Genomic DNA, 16,656 nt, shown 5'->3' on the forward strand with positions numbered 1-16,656 from the left:
AAAAGCTAGCCATGAAGAAGTTGGAGTACGAAGTTGAGCGGCTGCGAGCGGAGAATGCCTTCTTAAAAAAGTTACAGGAGTTCCAAAGGAGGCGACGCTAAGCCAGCATCGACAGGAGAATGTCTATCTCGAAATACAAGCCGTGCAACAGGCAGAGTCGCTCAGCATACAGCTTCTATGCAAGAACTCTGGAGCTGGCGCAGGAAGCTGCGTCAGGCAGTACGCCCATGCTTCATAGCGACAGAGGTTACCAATATACGTCGATAAGCTTTAAAGAGATGTTGGATAACGCCGACATGAAACAGAGCATGTCTCGAGTTGGTCGTTGCATCGACAATGGACCGATGGAGTCTTTCTGGGGGACGCTAAAATGCGAGAAATATTATTTGCATACCTACCGAACTTTTGAACAGTTAAAGAAAGACATTGAGGACTATATCCACTTCTACAATTACGAACGATTACAGAGAAAACTAAACGGCCTCAGTCCGATGGAATTCAGGACCAAGGCCGCATAGATGATTTTTATTTTTTACACTGTCTACTTGACGGGGTGCAGTTCACAGTAGTTGCAACCTACTGACGGGCGGCCTCTTTAGCTAAAGTTTACTCCGGCTGTCCGGCATCACGGCTTTTTGCCGCCTCCCGGCTTCCCGCCGCCGGGTTTGCCGTTATCCGGTTTGCCGTTACCCGGTTTCCCCGGTTTCCCATGGTCCGGCTTCCCGCTACCGGGCTTGCCGCCACCCGGCGACTTGGACAGGTCCACCTTATAAGAGATGATTCCGCTATAAATAATGGGGTTTCCGTATTCGTCCAGGGCGATTCCGCCGTATTCGTTCAACTGGGCGGCATAAACCACAATTTTGTAGCTGCCTTCCTCCAGATAACTTGTAACGGGCACGCCGTTTTCGTCGACGATCAGATAGCCGTCTTCATCATAAGGATAATATTCATTGCTGATCCCTTCGATATTAAATACCCCGGGTTCAAAGAAGTCGCTTGCGGTATCGGTAATAAAATTGCCGAGGAGCCCGATCGTTTCATCTTCCAGATTGAGGAGGTCGATTTCGATATAGTTGGCATTTTCCGCCGTCAGTCTGAAAGACAGGTCGGTCGTATTTTGCTTGTTGCGGTTCGGATAGACGGTCGAATTGGTCAATTGAAATTCCTGAACGCCGAAGCCGTTCACCGGCAGCTCATCCCCGACATAAACGACAAACGGCAGGTGAAGTTCCGGGTAGCCCGGGCTGGTCAGGTTGACCTGCCCTTCATAGAAGCCGCCTTCCGCTCCTTTGCCCACATTCAAGGTTAAGTCGAATTTGGACGTTTTCCCGGCCTTGGCGCTTATCGAGGTGTTTTTGAGGCGGGCGTCGACGCCGGCGTGGTCGCCGTGCCATTCGACTTCGGCCTTGTAGTTCACCGTCCGTTTCGACGTGTTCTTAAGCTGCAGCGTTTTGGTCGATTTAGACCCCGCCGGCAAGACCCCAAAGCTGGCCGACGAATTGTAGTTCGTAACATTGATCAATTTGTAATTGGGATTCAGAATTTGAATCGGTTCGACCGCCTGAAGAAGGGCCGGCGTTTCGATCGCTTCGGCGACATTGGCGCGTCCGGCGCCTTGCTGGTACACATCGTAAGGCTCGCCGTTCTCATCGCTCAGCACATCGGCCGTGTTGGCCAGCGCGGCGCGGATATCGGCCGGAGTCCATTTCGGATGCTGCTGCTTCAGCAGCAGGGCAAGGCCGGCAATATGCGGCGCGGCCATGCTTGTACCGCTGCTCCGCTCGTAGGCCTTCTCGTACGAAGCGTCTTCTTTGACTTTGCCGTAAGCCGGAACGCTGGAGATGACGTTGTAGCCCGGAGCCATGATATCCGGTTTAATGCTGAGATCCGGGTCGGCGTTCGGCCCCCAGGAACTAAAGCTTGCCAGCAGGTCGCCGTCGACTTCCTCGCGGTCATACTCGGAATCGAAGCTGATTTGCAGCTTCAATTCGGGGTTGTCCAAGAGGGCTCTGGCCAGCGCCCGCCCGTCGGTGCCTTTCAAATCCAGCGCCGGAATAAACGTAAAGCTGTCGCCGAGGCTGACGTTGATATGTCCGTCATAGGCGGACGGAATATCCTCGCTTAAATCGGCTTCCGTGCCGTTCGCTCTGCCGTTGAAAATCAGGATCGCCTTCGCGCCGTTGGCTTTGGCAACGGCGACTTTGTCCACGAAGGCGTAGTTGCCGCGGGAGACCAGGACGATTTTGCCGTCGACGTCCAGTCCATCATAATCGGATGGGCCTCCAAGTCCGGCATACACGACTTCCTGCGGATCGGTGCCGAAGATGTTCGTGAAATCGTCGTTCAACGTTTCCCAGCCCATCACGTTGAAATCGTAAGTGGCATAAGTGGCCGTGGTCACGGAGGAAGCGTCCACGAACTCGGGCTCGAACGAGCCGGAGTAATGCAAGCTGTCGCTGTCGACCGCGCCTACGGCTATCGCCAGCTGCGATGTTGCCGGAGAACCGAGCGTATAATAACCGGGCCCGGCGTTCCCGTTGGCGATGACGGCGACAACGCCGGACAACACCGCATTATTGATGGCGATGGCATCGGGCGAATTGACATCCTTCTCCGTGTCGGAGCCCAGGGACAGATTGATCACATCCATGCCGTCTTTGACCGCACGCTCGATCCCATCGATCACTTGCGCGGAGGAACCGGAGGCTTTGTCGGGATTGTCGGGGTTTCGGCCAAGCACTTTATAGGCGTAAAGATCGGCCTCATAGGCGACGCCTTTTTGTACGATCTCGCTCTCCGTATTGGCGGCCCGGCCGACGATCGTCCCGGCGACATGGGTGCCGTGCGAGGTGCCGGCGAAGCCTGTGCCGTATTCGTCCTCTTCCGGAGTCAGGCTCGGTTCTTCATAGGGGTCGTTATCTTGATAGAAGGAGTCATAACCGCCTTTGTAAGCGTCCTTGATATCGGGATGATAGTAGTCGACCCCGGTGTCGATAACGCCGACTTTGAGGCCTTTGCCGGTCAATTTTTCGGCCCAGGCCGCGTCCGCGCCGATTTGCCGGATCGGGTTGATTTCATAGTTTATATCAGAGCTGTCGATGGAGGTAGTTTCAATCGGGACCGGGTACCAGGTGCTGTTTTCTTGGATGGATTTGATACCGGGAATCGCGGCGAGTTCAGGGATTTGGTCCGCAGGGATGGTAACTTCAAAACCGTTCAGCACCGTGTTGTACTGGTAATTGACCTTCAGGTCGATACCTTGCTTCGAGGCTTGCGCAAGGAACGATTTTTGCTCCTGCTTCACGGAGGTTTCGCTGGCTTCTGCCGCCAAGTCGGTGTCGCCGATTTGTTCGGCATATTTTCCTACAGCGGCGGGTTCACCTTCCAATTGGACGATGACGCGGACATTGCGGGTTGATTTCGTATTAATCCGGGGTGAAATGAGCGGTTCATCGATCTGATCGGCACTGGCGGCCTGAACGGCATCGGTAATCCGATCGGCATTCAATAAGAGGCTGTTTTCCAATGACTCGATGCTTCGACCGGGGGGCGAGAATGGATCGGGGCTCGCGGCGCCGGCAAAGCCGGGCAGGGCACCTGCAACTAAACCAACGGCCAGAGTAAGGACAGGTAGTTTGCGAAATAGTGTTCGACCTCTCAACGACATCTCCTCCATCAGATCATATTTGGTTTTGGTAGATTCATAGGTGCAAAGCAAAGATAATAATTAAATATTACTCTTAACCATATGGAATATCTATGATTAATTGGGATTATAAAGAAATAGTTTTGGAGATAGAATAGGTATATTTTCCTATTTATGCCTATACCTTAATATTAGTCCACCTATCAACCGGGCAGCATTAAGATTAAGGAAGAAAAAATAAAGCGGTTGCATTATATTTTTTAAAATGTATTGCCTGAATATGGAATCGTATGCTACTATGACGTTGTGATTGAAAACGTTACCGAAAAGGATGCCGACAAGGTTTTCGGAATCGTTACCGATAACGAAACCGGAGCTTGGATCAATATTTTCGGAAGCGCATTCATTCTTATGTCATAAGAACTAATTTGAGGGGGAACGCACATGAAAATCAAAAAGCTGTTGGGTCTGACGCTGGCATTGACGCTGTTTGCCGGACTTGCCGCGGGCTGCGGCAACAAAAACGAGGGAGCCGCCACGGATAACTCGGGGGCGAACGGCGGAGGAAACGCTCCGGCGACGGCAAAGGCGGAAGAAATTTATTTTCTCAACTTCAAGCCGGAAATCGCTGAAGTTTATGAAAAAATTGCGAAGGATTACGAAGCGGAAACCGGCGTGAAGGTGAAAGTGGTGACCGCCGCAGCGGGAACCTATGAAACGACGCTGAAATCCGAAATCGCCAAGTCCGAGGCTCCGACGATTTTCCAAATCAACGGCCCCGTAGGTTATCAGAATTGGAAGGATTACTCGCTTAATCTGAAAGATACGAAGCTTTACAGCTATTTATCCGACCAAAGCCTGGCGGTGACCAGCGAAGGCGGCGTTTATGGGATTCCTTATGTCGTAGAAGGTTATGGAATTATTTATAATGACGCGATTATGAAGAAATATTTTGCCTTGGCGGATAAGGCCGTCTCGGTATCGTCAATGGAAGAAGTCAAAAACTTTGATACCTTGAAAGCGGTTGTAGAAGATATGACCGCGAAGAAAGACCAACTCGGGATCAAAGGCGTATTCGCCTCCACGTCGCTGGCCGCGGGCGAGCAATGGAGATGGCAAACGCACCTGGCAAACATGCCGCTCTATTATGAATTCAAAGATAACACGGAATATGACAACACTGTTTTGGCCGGTTTGGCTTCGAACGAAGTGGAATTCAAATACAACCAAAACTTCAAAAATATTTTCGACCTGTATATCAATAATTCGGTTACCAAGGGCGGGCTGCTCGGCAGCAAATCGGTAACGGATTCCATGGCCGAATTCGCGCTCGGTCAAGCGGCAATGGTGCAAAACGGCAACTGGGCCTGGTCGCAAATCAACGAAGTGGACGGGAACGTCGTAAAAGCCGAAGACATCAAGTTCCTGCCGATTTACACGGGCGTATCCGGCGAAGAAAGCCAAGGCCTCGCAATCGGTACGGAAAACTATCTCGCGATCAACAGCAAAGTTTCGCCGGAGAAACAACAAGCTTCAATCGCCTTCCTGGAATGGCTGTTCTCCAGCGACAAAGGCAAAGCTTACGTAACGAATGACCTCGGTTTCATCGCACCGTTCAATACGTTCAACGATAACGAGAAGCCGGCCGATCCGCTGGCCAAAGAAGTCACGAACTGGATGGAAAAAGACGGCATCACCTCGGTAGCCTGGACCTTCGCCGCCTTCCCGAGCGAAGAATTCAAGAACGTGTTCGGCGATGCCTTGCTGCAATATGCCCAGGGCAACAAAACCTGGGATGAGGTTGTTACCATCTTCAAGGATACCTGGAAAGCCGAAAGAGCTAAATAATCGGGTACTCTCTATTGCCGCGGCGTACTGTGAAGGTCCGCCGCGGCATATATTTACTTGCCGGTGAGTGGAGGGATTTTTCTGACTAAATCGATAAAAAAATACTTCGCCCTGTTTGCGTTACCGACGATTCTGGTGTTCACGGTGATCTTCATCATTCCGTTTCTATTAGGCGTGTATTTATCTTTCACGGAGTTTACTACGGTTACCGATGCCAAATGGATCGGTTTCGGCAACTATGTCAAAGCCTTCTCCAATAAAGACTTTCTGAATGCGTTATGGTTCACGCTTCAATTTACCGTGGTGGCCGTTATTACGGTCAATGTATTTGCGTTCCTTCTGGCGCTCATGCTGACCCGCGGCAAGAAGGGGACGAATCTGTTCCGGACGATCTTCTTTATGCCGAACCTGATCGGCGGGATCGTGCTCGGTTACATTTGGCAGCTTATTCTCAACGGGGTGCTGATGAAATTTGAGGTTACCTTGACGGTCAGCGCCAAATACGGTTTTTGGGGACTTATCATTCTGATGAATTGGCAATTAATCGGGTATATGATGATCATCTATATCGCCGGCATTCAAAACGTCTCGAAAGACGTGATTGAAGCGGCCAAAATCGACGGATGTACCCGTTTCGGTATATTGAGGAATGTAACGATTCCGCTGGTCATGCCTTCGATTACCATCTGCTTGTTCTTAACCTTGTCCAACTCGTTCAAGCTGTTCGACCAGAACCTCGCGCTAACGGCCGGGGCACCGTCGAAGGAAACCTCGATGCTGGCGCTGGATATTTACAATACATTTTACGGCAGCGTCGGTTATGAAGGCGTAGGCCAGGCGAAGGCGGTCGTCTTCTTCGTGCTGGTGGCCCTGATTGCGCTGATTCAGCTTGCGGCAACGAGAAGAAGGGAGGTTGAGAACTGATGCAAAAAACAAGAGGAAGAGATGCTGTCCTGTTTGTTGTATTGCTGGTTCTTGCGGTGCTGTTCCTATCACCGATCCTGATCGTGCTGATGAACTCTTTTAAAGGAAAGTTTTTCATCAGCGATACGCCGTTCTATTTTCCCGACGGCCAAACGTTTATCGGATTCAAAAACTATACGGAAGGCGTGGCCAAAACCGGATTCTTCAACGCCTTCGGCATGTCCTTGTTTATTACGGTTTGTTCCGTGGCGGTGATCGTCCTGCTGACGGCGATGACGGCCTGGTATATTACGAGAGTGAAGTCGACGTTTACCAGGCTGCTTTATTATATTTTCGTCTTTTCGATGATCGTTCCGTTCCAGATGGTTATGTTCACAATGACGAAAACGGCCAACATACTGCATCTGGACAATCCGCTCGGCATAATCCTGATCTATTTGGGCTTCGGCGCCGGACTGTCGGTGTTCCTGTTCAGCGGCTTCGTCAAATCAATTCCGCTGGAAATCGAGGAAGCCGACCTGATCGACGGCTGCAACCCGGTTCAATCGTTCTTCCGCGTCGTTCTGCCGATTTTGAAGCCGATCGCGATTACCGTAGCCATTCTCAATGTCATGTGGATCTGGAACGACTATTTGCTTCCGCTGCTGGTCATCGGAACCGAGTATCGTACGATCCCGATCGCCGTTCAATACTTGAAGGGCGGTTACGGCTCCATCGACATGGGGGCTATGATGGCGATGCTCGTCCTGGCGATCCTGCCGATCATCATTTTCTATCTGCTATGCCAAAAATATATTATTGAAGGTGTCGTAGCCGGAGCCGTCAAAGGCTAATTCGCAGGCCTCCTTACGGGCGCACGGAAGCGGGTGACGGGGTTTACCGCCGCGGACTCTGCTTCGCGGGCCCCCGCTTCTTCGCCCCCGCTTGTTTTCCGGACCTTTAATTGCTATATTTTCTAGTAGTAAGCTTGAGATTACGATGTAAGGGAAGATCGGATATGGCTTCAATTACAATTATTGATATTGCTAGAATGTGCGGGGTTGGCGTGACTACGGTTTCCCGGGCGATCAATAATCATCCCGATATCAGCGAAGAGACGAAAGCGATGATTATGCAGGTGATCAAGGAAAACCACTATGTTCCGAACAACAGTGCCAGAAATTTGAAGCGGTCCGCTTCCAAAACGATCGCCGTCCTGATCAAAGGGATTACGAATCCATTTTTCAACCGGATGATCCAAGTATTCGAAAAAGAGATTCAACGCAAGAAATACTCGTTCATTCTGCAGCGGGTGGACGAGAATCAGGATGAAATCGAAGTCGCGATAGAATTGGAGAAGGAAAAGCGCCTGAAAGGAATCGTATTTCTCGGGGGTTATTTTTCGCATTCCAAGGAGAAGCTGGATCAGCTCACGGTGCCGTTCGTCCTCAGCACGATCGGGATGACGCCGGATTATGACCCGCAGGAGTATTCCTCCGTATCCGTCGACGACTATAAAGAAAGCTATAAAATGGTAGATTACTTATGCAATCTGGGCCACCGGAAAATCGCGATCATCACCGCTTCCATGGATGATGTCAGCATCGGCAAGCTGAGATATGAAGGCTACAAGCAGGCGCTTGCGGATCACGGGATCGGGCTGAATGAGAAGCTGGTGTACAGCATGAAGGAAAATATCGAAAGCTATTCCATGGAAAACGGCTATGTCGTTACCAAGGAACTGCTCGAATCGGGGGAAGAATTTTCGGCGCTGTTCGCCGTCTCCGACAGTTTGGCGGTCGGCGCCTGCAAGGCGATATTCGAAAGCGGGAAGTCGGTGCCCGGGGATTATTCCGTTGCCGGCTTCGACGGACTTGATATCGCTTACTACTATAATCCTTCCATTACGACGATCCGCCAGCCGGTGGAAGAAATCGCGGAAGAAACGATCAAAATCTTGTTTGACCTGATCAACAAAAAGATCACCCACGCGCATAAGACATTCCCGGCGGAATTGATGATCCGGGAATCCACCACCGGGAAACAATAGTACAAAACCCGGCTTCGCAGTTGTTCTGCGGGCCGGGTTTTATCATTTTATTTAGAGGAAAAGCGCTCCGGCAATGCCGCCCAAAATTCCGATCACCACCACGGAAACGAACACGAACAGCAGGCTTTTCCGCGGGAAGGAGCGGGCGACCATCAGCAGGGACGGGAGGCTGACGGTCGGCAGCGTGAGCAGCAGCGCGGCCGCCGGTCCGGCTCCGAGCCCCAGCGCGGTGAAGGACTGGATGATCGGAATCTCCGCCGCGGTCGGGATAACGAACAGCGTACCGACGATGGCGAAGATGACGATGGCGGCGATGCCGCTCTCCAGCGTCACCGGAAACAGCGTATGCTGGAAGGCGCCGAGCAGCAGCACGGAAATGACGTAGGCCGGGACGACGTTCAGAATCATGACGCCGAGGCTTTTGAGCCAGCGCATCCAGAAGGAGCCTCGCTCTTCGCCGCCGGTTGCCGGCAATTCCGGTTCGGGTATGGCCGAATGCTGCTGTTTATTGTCCGCGAAACGGTTGGCGAGATAGCTGATGCCGAAGGTGAGGATCAGCCCGAACACGATGCGGAGCAGGGTAAACTTCCAGGACAGCACGAAGGTCATGAAGATGAGCGTGGCGGGATTCAGCACCGGGTTGCCGATCCAGAAGGCCAGGCTCGCGCCGACCGACGCGTTTCTGCGCCGCAGGCCGCAGGCGACCGGGGCGGCGCAGCAGGAGCACATCATGCCCGGCAGCGAAACGACGCCGCCCAGCAGCGTGCTTTTGAAGTTCGCTTTCCCCAGCGCTTTGTACAGCCATTTGGCGGGCAGCAGCACCTGTACGAGCGAACCGAGCAGGATGCCCAGCACGGCGGCCTTCCACACGGATTTGAAATAAGCTATCGCATAATCGACCGCGGCGCCCCAGGAAGGAGCGGCCGACACCTCGGAGCCGAGAATGGACGAGCCGATGGAATGGCTGGTCGCGGCTTTGAACGCTTTTTCATAATAGGGCCACCATTTGACATAACTTAATCCCGCGATGGCAATGATGACAAATAAGACGACGAATACTATAGTTCTAACCCTGCCAGAGGGATGCGGGTTGAGAGGGTTGGTTTTGGTTGATGCGGTCATGGGCCTTCCTCCGATAATGAGATTTAAACACACGATTAATAGTATAACATATTCAAAGCTTGCCGAACTCAACCGATTTGCCAGATTTGGTCCGGTTGGAGTACGATTTAGAGTGGAGCATACCTCGTTCCATCGTTTTACCGATTTTATATTTTCACGGAAGGAATGTGATTCATATATGGCAACGGCGGATTCCGTCAAACTAACCGCTTTATCGAGTAAAGGAGGCTGCGGCTGCAAGATCGGCCCGGCCGATTTGATGCAGGTAATCCGAAATTTGCCCAAGTCGGAGCCGAATCCCGACCTGCTTGTAGGGCTGGATACGAGCGACGACGCCGGCGTGTACCGGCTCAGCGACGATTTGGCGCTGGTGCAGACGGTCGATTTCTTTACGCCGATCGTGGACGACCCGTATTCATTCGGGCAAATCGCGGCGGCAAATGCGATCAGCGACATCTACGCTATGGGCGGTAAACCGCTGACGGTGCTCAATATCGTAGCTTTTCCGATTTCCACATTGGATAAAAGCGTGCTCGCGGACATTTTGCGCGGGGCGGCGGATAAAGTCCGGGAGGCCGGCGCCACGCTGGTCGGCGGGCACTCGATCGACGACAAGGAGCCGAAATTCGGGCTCGCGGTGACCGGTCTGGTGCATCCCGATAAAGTAAGAACGAACGCCGGGGCGAAGCCGGGCGACAAGCTGATCCTGACCAAACCGATCGGCGTCGGCATTATGACGACCTCGATCAAGAAGGATGCGCTGACCCCAGAAGAGACCGAACGGGTCACCCGCGTAATGGCGACCTTGAACAAAGCGGCCGCAGAAACGATGGAGCCGTACGACGTGCATGCCTGCACGGACGTGACCGGCTTCGGCCTGATGGGCCATGCGCTGGAAATGGCCAAAGGAAGCGGCACGGGCATCCGGATCAAACATGGCGATGTGCCGGTGCTGCCGCGCGTCCGGGAACTTGCCGAGCAAGGCTTCGTTCCGGGCGGAACGAAGAACAATTTCGCGCATGTGGAGGCGGATATCGATTTTCCGGCGGAGCTGGATCAGATCGGCCGCTGGATTCTGTGCGATGCCGTGACCTCTGGCGGCCTGCTTATTTCGGTTGACGGCGATCAAGCCGATAAGCTGCTTGCTGCGCTGATTCAAGCCGGAGTAGAGGCGAGCCTGATCGGGGAAGTCACCGGCGATCATCCCGGCCGGATCGTTGTCGAATAGATTAAAGGAGTTCAAACATCATGTTTCAGGATATAAGCGTTGAGGAATTACAGGACAACAAAAAAGGGGAAATGGTGCTGATCGATGTACGCTCCCCTTCCGAATATGCGTCCGCAACCATCCCGGGAAGCATCAACATTCCGTTCTTTGACGATCGGGAGCGGGCGGAGGTCGGCACGTTGTATAAACAGACCAGCGTCGATGCCGCCAAGGAGCGCGGCCTTGAAATTATCTCGGCCAAGCTGCCGGCGCTCATGAAGCAGTTTCAGGCGCTCCCCGAGAACAAGGTGGTTTTCTGCTGGCGCGGCGGGATGCGCAGCCGAACGACGGCGACGCTGCTTTCGCTGATGAATATTCATTCCTGCCGGCTGACCGGCGGCTACCGGGCCTACCGGCAATGGGTGGTCGGCATGCTGGAAAGCATGCCGTTCGCCCCGCCCGCCTATGTCATTCACGGGCATACGGGCAGCGGCAAGACCGCCATTCTCCGGGCGCTCCAGGAGCAGGGGTACCCGGTGCTCGATCTGGAAGGCATGGCCGGGCACCGCGGATCGGTATTCGGAGAAATCGGGCTGCGCGCCCACAATCAGAAAACGTTCGACGCCCTGCTGCTTAACGAGCTGCTGCGGTATCGGGAAACTCCCTATGTCCTTATGGAGGCGGAAAGCAAACGGATCGGAAAAGTCGTCATTCCCGAGCTCGTATTGGACAAGAAAGAGAAGGGAACCCATATCCGGGTGGAACTGCCTGTCGAAGCGCGAGTGCGGACGATTCTGGAAGACTACCGGCCATGGGAAAACCCGGGAGCTTGTATCAAGGCGTTCGAGCGTATCGAGGAGCGGATTCATCGGCCGATCGCCGTGGAAATTGGAGATTGTCTGAGAAACGGACAATACGACCGGGCGGTGGAACTGCTGCTGCTCTATTATTACGATCCTCGATATACCTATAGCGAGGAGCAATATCCGGAGGCGGAGTTTATGACGATTGCCGCCGATTCCGTGGAGGAAGCGGTACGGGCCGTCGAACGATTGCTGCCGAAGACTGGGGAATCGGCGGGACAAGCGGGACGCGGCGTATAATAACATTTTGAATGGGAACCGGAGGCTTGGCTTTTTAAGCGGGCTAGCCGGTTCTCTTTTTTTTATTTGGAAAAATACAGGATAATTATGGATGCGAAGCGAAAAACACTTTAGAATGGAAGAATGTCGAGCTTGAAGCTTTAATGGAAAGGTTGGGATGAAAAATGCAAAAAAAGAAATTACGCTCACTTCGGCGGATTACCCAAGTCGCCTGCACCGGTCTGGTAGCGGTTTCGGTATGGGCTCCCTCCGGTTGGGCGGGGGCCGAGTCGGATTCGGTTACCGTCAACGTTTCATCGGGAACCGGCGAGGCTTCCGGCGTGCTTAGCGTTCCGCTTGACTCCCTGTCCGAAGAGACGAAATTAAAGATCGCGGCGGGTGAAATTCCGATGCCGGGGGCGGTCGCGCCGGACCCCGCGCTTGCCCAATTTTCCAAAGAGCAGGCTGTGGAGAAGGTGAAGGAGTTATTTCCGGTGCTGAAGGATACCGCCTCCGCCGAACGCGTCGATCTGGGAATAAACAATACTTACCCGCAGCCGGAAAATCAAATGATCTGGGACATCCAGTGGCGGTATGAGAAAGATAACACCGTATACGGATTTACGACCCAGGTCGATGCGATGAACGGGGATTTAATCAACGCATATTTGAATCTTCCCGATGTTGCGGATCAGGCTTATTATCCTCCCAAGCTGACCAGAGAGCAGGCGCTGGAAGCGGCCAAAGCGTTTATATCCGAAGCGGCGCCTTCGATTTCGCTTCAGGATTTGAAAGAGCAGGACGTTAATTATTTCGGCTCGACTGGGGAATCGTTGTTCGGACCGGTCCAATACGGGTTCTACTTCCAAGTGATGAAGAGCGGAATTCCTACGGCGGATTATGTCAATGTTTCGATCGATGGAAACGGAAATACGGTACACTTCTCCAAAACGCTGGAGCATTACGTTTATCCGTCGGCCGTACCTTCGATTTCCCAATCGGAAGCTTTGAAGATTTTTGCGGATGAGCTGAGTCTGGAATTGAACTATATACCTTTATATAAAGACGGCGAATTAACCCGCTGGATCCTGGGCTACCGCCCCGCGGAAGCCGCGACTTATCCGATCGATGCCCATACCGGTAAACGGTTCAGCTATCAGGGAGAGGATGTGGTGACGAGTCCGCCCGTATATACGGAAGTACCGGCAACGGCCAAACGGTTCCAGCCCCGGACCGTCCAAGCGGAAATGACCGCCGAGGAAGCGGTAGCGCTGGTGCAAGCAACAGTCGACTTTCCGGACGGCCGAAAACTGAGCTATTCTACATTGAATACGGACTATTCGGACCCGGGTCGGAAGGTATGGCGGCTATATTGGGAAGGAGATGGAAGCAATTCCACCAGCGCGGTGTTCCCTTCGCAAACTGTGGCAGAGGTGGATGCGCGGACCGGAGAAATCCTGGAGTTCTCCTTGGAGCAATACGTACAGGACGGACAGCAGGAAACGCCGGCCCCGCCGGCAGGGGCCGTCAAGCTTACGCCGGAAACCGCCAAACAAAAAGCCTATGAATTTTTGAACCTGCTGACCCCGAATGCAAGCCGGGATTACAGGCTGGTCGAGCAGGAAGGGAGCACTCCCTATACGATAAGCGGGGCGGGATACAAGTATACATTCGTCCGTTTCTTCAACGGCATCCCGTTAAGCAATGCGCAAGTATCGGTTTCTTTTGATCTATACGGAAGGCTGCAAAATTACAGTGTCGGCCGCAATCCAGGGATCGACGGAATTGCGATTTTACCTTCCGACGCCAAATTGAGCAAGGAAGAAGCGGCGCAAGCTTATTTGGATAAATATACGGTGGAGCTGCAGTATAGCAGCACCGGGGGGCACTATGTGGATAATACTTATGTGAAGCAGCAAATCCGGCTCGCCTATACGCTGAAAACCAAGGATCCGGGGGAGGATTACAAAGTGCTGAATGCCGTATCCGGTCAATGGTCGACCGTATATGGGAACAGCAATACAAGCTCCACTGATGCGCTGCCTTCGGATATTAAAGGCCACTGGGCGGAACAGGAATTGTCCGCGTTGATCGAGTTCGGAGTTATAACTCCGGATGAGAGCGGGCAAGTGAAGCCGGACGCGGAGATCACGGTCGGCGAATGGCTCACCATGATGGCTGCATCCGTGACCCGCTATTACAAAGATTACGGCGGTTATTACGGTATGGAGGAGCCAAAATCCATTGCGGGGGTAGAGCCGGAAAGTCTGTATTATGACGCAGTAAAATTTGCCGCCGAACGGGATTGGATTGACCGCGGCGGCACCCTGAACATGGATGCCGAGCTGACGAGGGAGCAGCTTGCCGTCATGCTGGCCTCGATCGTTAAATATGACAAATTCGCCGCGTTCCTGACCGAGGATCAGAGCCTCAGCCAATTCGGCGACAAATCGTCGATCGGCAGCAAAGGCGAAGTGGCTCTTGCCGTCAAGCTCGGATTGTTAAAAGGCCAAAACGGCCAGTTCAATCCAAAAGGCCATGTGACCAAGGCTGAGGCCGCCGCGGTGATCATGAATCTCGTCAAGCTGCAAGGCAGAATAGATCAACCGATCAGCATGTGACCGGTTAGCGGCTAAGCTGCTTGGAATGCCGCAGGAGCCTGGAGCCGCCCCTATGCATGGTTTGCAGTGCAGTAGGGGCGGCTCCACTCTTTATGGTACGGCGCCTTCTACATTGGAAAATTTCCAACGGGTAGCGTCGAAGGTCCTCTTCATGGAGGTGATTGGATAAAATCCAATCAAGATTGACTGAAATTCGCGGCGGAACGTTTTTTGCGGTCCATTCATTGGATTTGATCCAATGAAGCTTTCCGGCTATGTTCGCGCGAAGGGCTTCCATTGGATAAAGTCCAATGAAGGCTCGTACATCTTCAGACCAGTACGTTTGCTGGAGGCATGATTAATATTCTCATTGGCTGGAGGCGGTAAAATGAAGCATTTCTGGAGACTGAACGTCATCAGCGCGGTTTATGCGCTCGTGTTCGTGATCCCGGCCGAAAAATACCTGAAATGCTTACGGGATTCAGGAAACGATCGGCTTCGATAATGAAGCGAAAGCCAAGGCGATATCGGCCGGGATTTGGGCGGTTGCCTGTATGCTGGCCTGCCTGGGCATGTTCTTGACTCATGTCTGGATGAAAAGAAGGCCTTCGATATTCTGGGCGGTGCTGCTCTGGTTCCCTTACACGATCGCCTTGCTGAGAATCGCCGCCTTCTTGCTTCCCGGGCGTCACCCGGCCGACGCCGGCAGTTATGCCGCCGGATTCGTCGTCTTGCTTATGGCCGTTTGCTATCCTTTCTTCGTAGGCTTAACCATATTTATCGGTTGGATATGGCCGTCCCGGGGAGGGCATAAACAGCCATCTGCAATGACTTAGCGAGTCGGCCTTCCGCTCCGGTGATTCCCGCTTTGCGGCAAGGGAATCAGCATAAGGAATCCGCCGAGGAAACAAAAGCCCGCTATGCCGTAAAGAGCTTCGAGCTGGAGCGCGTGTTTCAACGCACCGGACAAGCTCATCATAAGCAGCATGGAGCCAGTCATAAGCGGTGACCGGATGCCCGTAACCCGCCCGATGTAGGCGGGCTCCGTATGCTGCATGACCAGTGTCTGGTTCCCGATGAAGATTGCGGGCTGAAGCAGTGCAACGAAGAATTGGGCGGCCATCGTCAGCCAAAGCGCGGAGGACATGCCGACCAGTGCGATCCCCAAAGCATTGGAGATCAAGCCGATGATCAACAGCCGCTGCGGCGGAATTTTGGCCGCCAGACCGAAAGCGGCGATACCGCCGAGGATTTCTCCCAGCCCGTACGGAATATTAAGCCACTTCAGGCCCTCTGCGGGCAGGCCGAGCTTCTCCGTGACGACAAAGACGCCGAGCGGAGTGATCAGGCCGACGCCAAGGCCGATAACCGCGAAGCAGAGGGACAGCATCAGCAGGCTGCGGCTTCGGATGACGTAGCGGAAGCCGTCTTTCATGTCCTGCATAATAGAGCTTCGCCGGCCTGCTGCTTCCCGCGGCGCATCCTTTCGGGGCTTCCTCTCATCGGCCGGAATGCGCGCCAACGCTGCCGCCGACAACAGGAAAGCCGCACTGACGATCAGTAGAGCGGCCCGGACGCCAACCTGTTGATAGACCCAGGTTCCGACGACCGGACCCGCGACCATGAATACGGAAGACAAGGTTTGCAGCAGGGACATGCAAAGGGGAGCTTCCTCTTCCGACATATGCAGCTTAAATAACTTCATCCCTGAAGGCTGGGCAAATTGGGACAGGATCGAGGAGCCGAAGACGCTGAGCACTACGACTCCCCAGGCTTCAGATCCCGATTCAAGCGCCCCGAAGACGGGCAGGATGGATAGCGCGCTTAATACTTCGCAGAGGAGCATCGTCCTTTTGGGGCGCCAGCGGTCCGCGAAGACTCCGCCGATAAACGAGAATATAAAAATCGGAGCATACTCGGCGACGGAAATCAGCGAGACGGCCAGCGCGTCGCCGTTCGTTTCCGCCACAACATACAAGAGAACGGCAAAATTGCGAATCCAGATCCCAAGCTGGGAGAACAGGCTGGAAACAAAGATGGCGCGGACATAGCGGCTGCGAAAAAGAAAGAGCGGATTGGACGACAACATACTTAAACCTCCTAATCGTTTTCGATTCCGCCTCAGCTTAAGCCCCGACCTAAGGGGAGGGTCAAGACAAAAGCGGCCGTTTTTTTAATTTGACTCTTACCTTGGG

The 16,656-nt window shown here is 53.3% G+C and carries 12 protein-coding genes; 9 read left to right on the forward strand and 3 right to left on the reverse strand.

The window, feature by feature from the left end; all coding sequences use genetic code 11:
- Nucleotides 1-119 precede the first annotated feature (119 nt).
- A complete protein-coding gene (locus V3851_RS18795; RefSeq protein WP_331845828.1) occupies nt 120-518 on the forward strand; it encodes an IS3 family transposase in 399 nt (132 codons plus the stop codon).
- 107 nt (nt 519-625) lie between these two features.
- Here the strand turns inward: V3851_RS18795 and V3851_RS18800 are convergent, their stop codons facing one another.
- Nucleotides 626-3,664, reverse strand: a complete 3,039-nt coding sequence (locus V3851_RS18800) for a S8 family serine peptidase (protein ID WP_331848100.1) — start codon at nt 3,662-3,664, stop codon at nt 626-628.
- A 429-nt stretch (nt 3,665-4,093) separates the two neighbouring features.
- Between V3851_RS18800 and V3851_RS18805 the strand changes: the two genes are divergently transcribed.
- The 4 genes from V3851_RS18805 (at nt 4,094) to V3851_RS18820 (ending at nt 8,450) form a co-directional block, all read left to right on the forward strand.
- A complete protein-coding gene (locus tag V3851_RS18805) occupies nt 4,094-5,497 on the forward strand; it encodes an ABC transporter substrate-binding protein (protein WP_331848101.1) in 1,404 nt (467 codons plus the stop codon).
- A 63-nt stretch (nt 5,498-5,560) separates the two neighbouring features.
- On the forward strand, nt 5,561-6,421 hold the full coding sequence (locus tag V3851_RS18810; protein WP_331848245.1) for a carbohydrate ABC transporter permease: 861 nt from the start codon (nt 5,561-5,563) through the stop codon (nt 6,419-6,421).
- Complete coding sequence (locus V3851_RS18815) at nt 6,421-7,254, forward strand: carbohydrate ABC transporter permease (RefSeq protein WP_331848102.1); 834 nt, start codon at nt 6,421-6,423, stop codon at nt 7,252-7,254. Before V3851_RS18810 ends, V3851_RS18815 begins: the two co-directional genes overlap by 1 nt.
- Before the next feature lie 164 nt (nt 7,255-7,418).
- Nucleotides 7,419-8,450 (forward strand): LacI family DNA-binding transcriptional regulator, encoded by a 1,032-nt coding sequence (locus V3851_RS18820; protein ID WP_331848103.1) that lies wholly within the window; start codon nt 7,419-7,421, stop codon nt 8,448-8,450.
- Between the two features lie 51 nt (nt 8,451-8,501).
- Here V3851_RS18820 and V3851_RS18825 read toward each other — a convergent pair whose 3' ends face one another.
- Complete coding sequence (locus tag V3851_RS18825; RefSeq protein ID WP_331848104.1) at nt 8,502-9,572, reverse strand: permease; 1,071 nt, start codon at nt 9,570-9,572, stop codon at nt 8,502-8,504.
- A gap of 178 nt (nt 9,573-9,750) precedes the next feature.
- Between V3851_RS18825 and selD the strand changes: the two genes are divergently transcribed.
- From selD to V3851_RS18845, 4 genes are all read left to right on the forward strand, one after another.
- Nucleotides 9,751-10,800 (forward strand): selenide, water dikinase SelD, encoded by a 1,050-nt coding sequence (gene selD / locus V3851_RS18830; RefSeq protein ID WP_331848105.1) that lies wholly within the window; start codon nt 9,751-9,753, stop codon nt 10,798-10,800.
- A 20-nt stretch (nt 10,801-10,820) separates the two neighbouring features.
- Nucleotides 10,821-11,882 (forward strand): tRNA 2-selenouridine(34) synthase MnmH, encoded by a 1,062-nt coding sequence (gene mnmH, locus V3851_RS18835; protein WP_331848106.1) that lies wholly within the window; start codon nt 10,821-10,823, stop codon nt 11,880-11,882.
- A gap of 164 nt (nt 11,883-12,046) precedes the next feature.
- The gene (locus V3851_RS18840; RefSeq protein WP_331848107.1) at nt 12,047-14,482 is read left to right on the forward strand and encodes an S-layer homology domain-containing protein; all 2,436 of its coding nucleotides are present in this window, start codon (nt 12,047-12,049) and stop codon (nt 14,480-14,482) included.
- 533 nt (nt 14,483-15,015) lie between these two features.
- Nucleotides 15,016-15,297 carry a hypothetical protein gene (locus tag V3851_RS18845; RefSeq protein ID WP_331848108.1) on the forward strand — a complete coding sequence of 94 codons (282 nt, stop codon included), beginning with the start codon at nt 15,016-15,018 and terminating at the stop codon, nt 15,295-15,297.
- Here V3851_RS18845 and V3851_RS18850 read toward each other — a convergent pair.
- Nucleotides 15,294-16,550: an MFS transporter gene (locus V3851_RS18850; RefSeq protein WP_331848109.1), complete on the reverse strand. Its 1,257-nt coding sequence runs from the start codon at nt 16,548-16,550 to the stop codon at nt 15,294-15,296. The two genes, V3851_RS18845 and V3851_RS18850, sit on opposite strands and share 4 nt — an antisense overlap.
- Nucleotides 16,551-16,656 lie beyond the last annotated feature (106 nt).

The sequence above is a fragment of the Paenibacillus haidiansis genome (assembly GCF_036553665.1).
GTDB classification, from domain to species: domain Bacteria; phylum Bacillota; class Bacilli; order Paenibacillales; family Paenibacillaceae; genus Fontibacillus; species Fontibacillus haidiansis.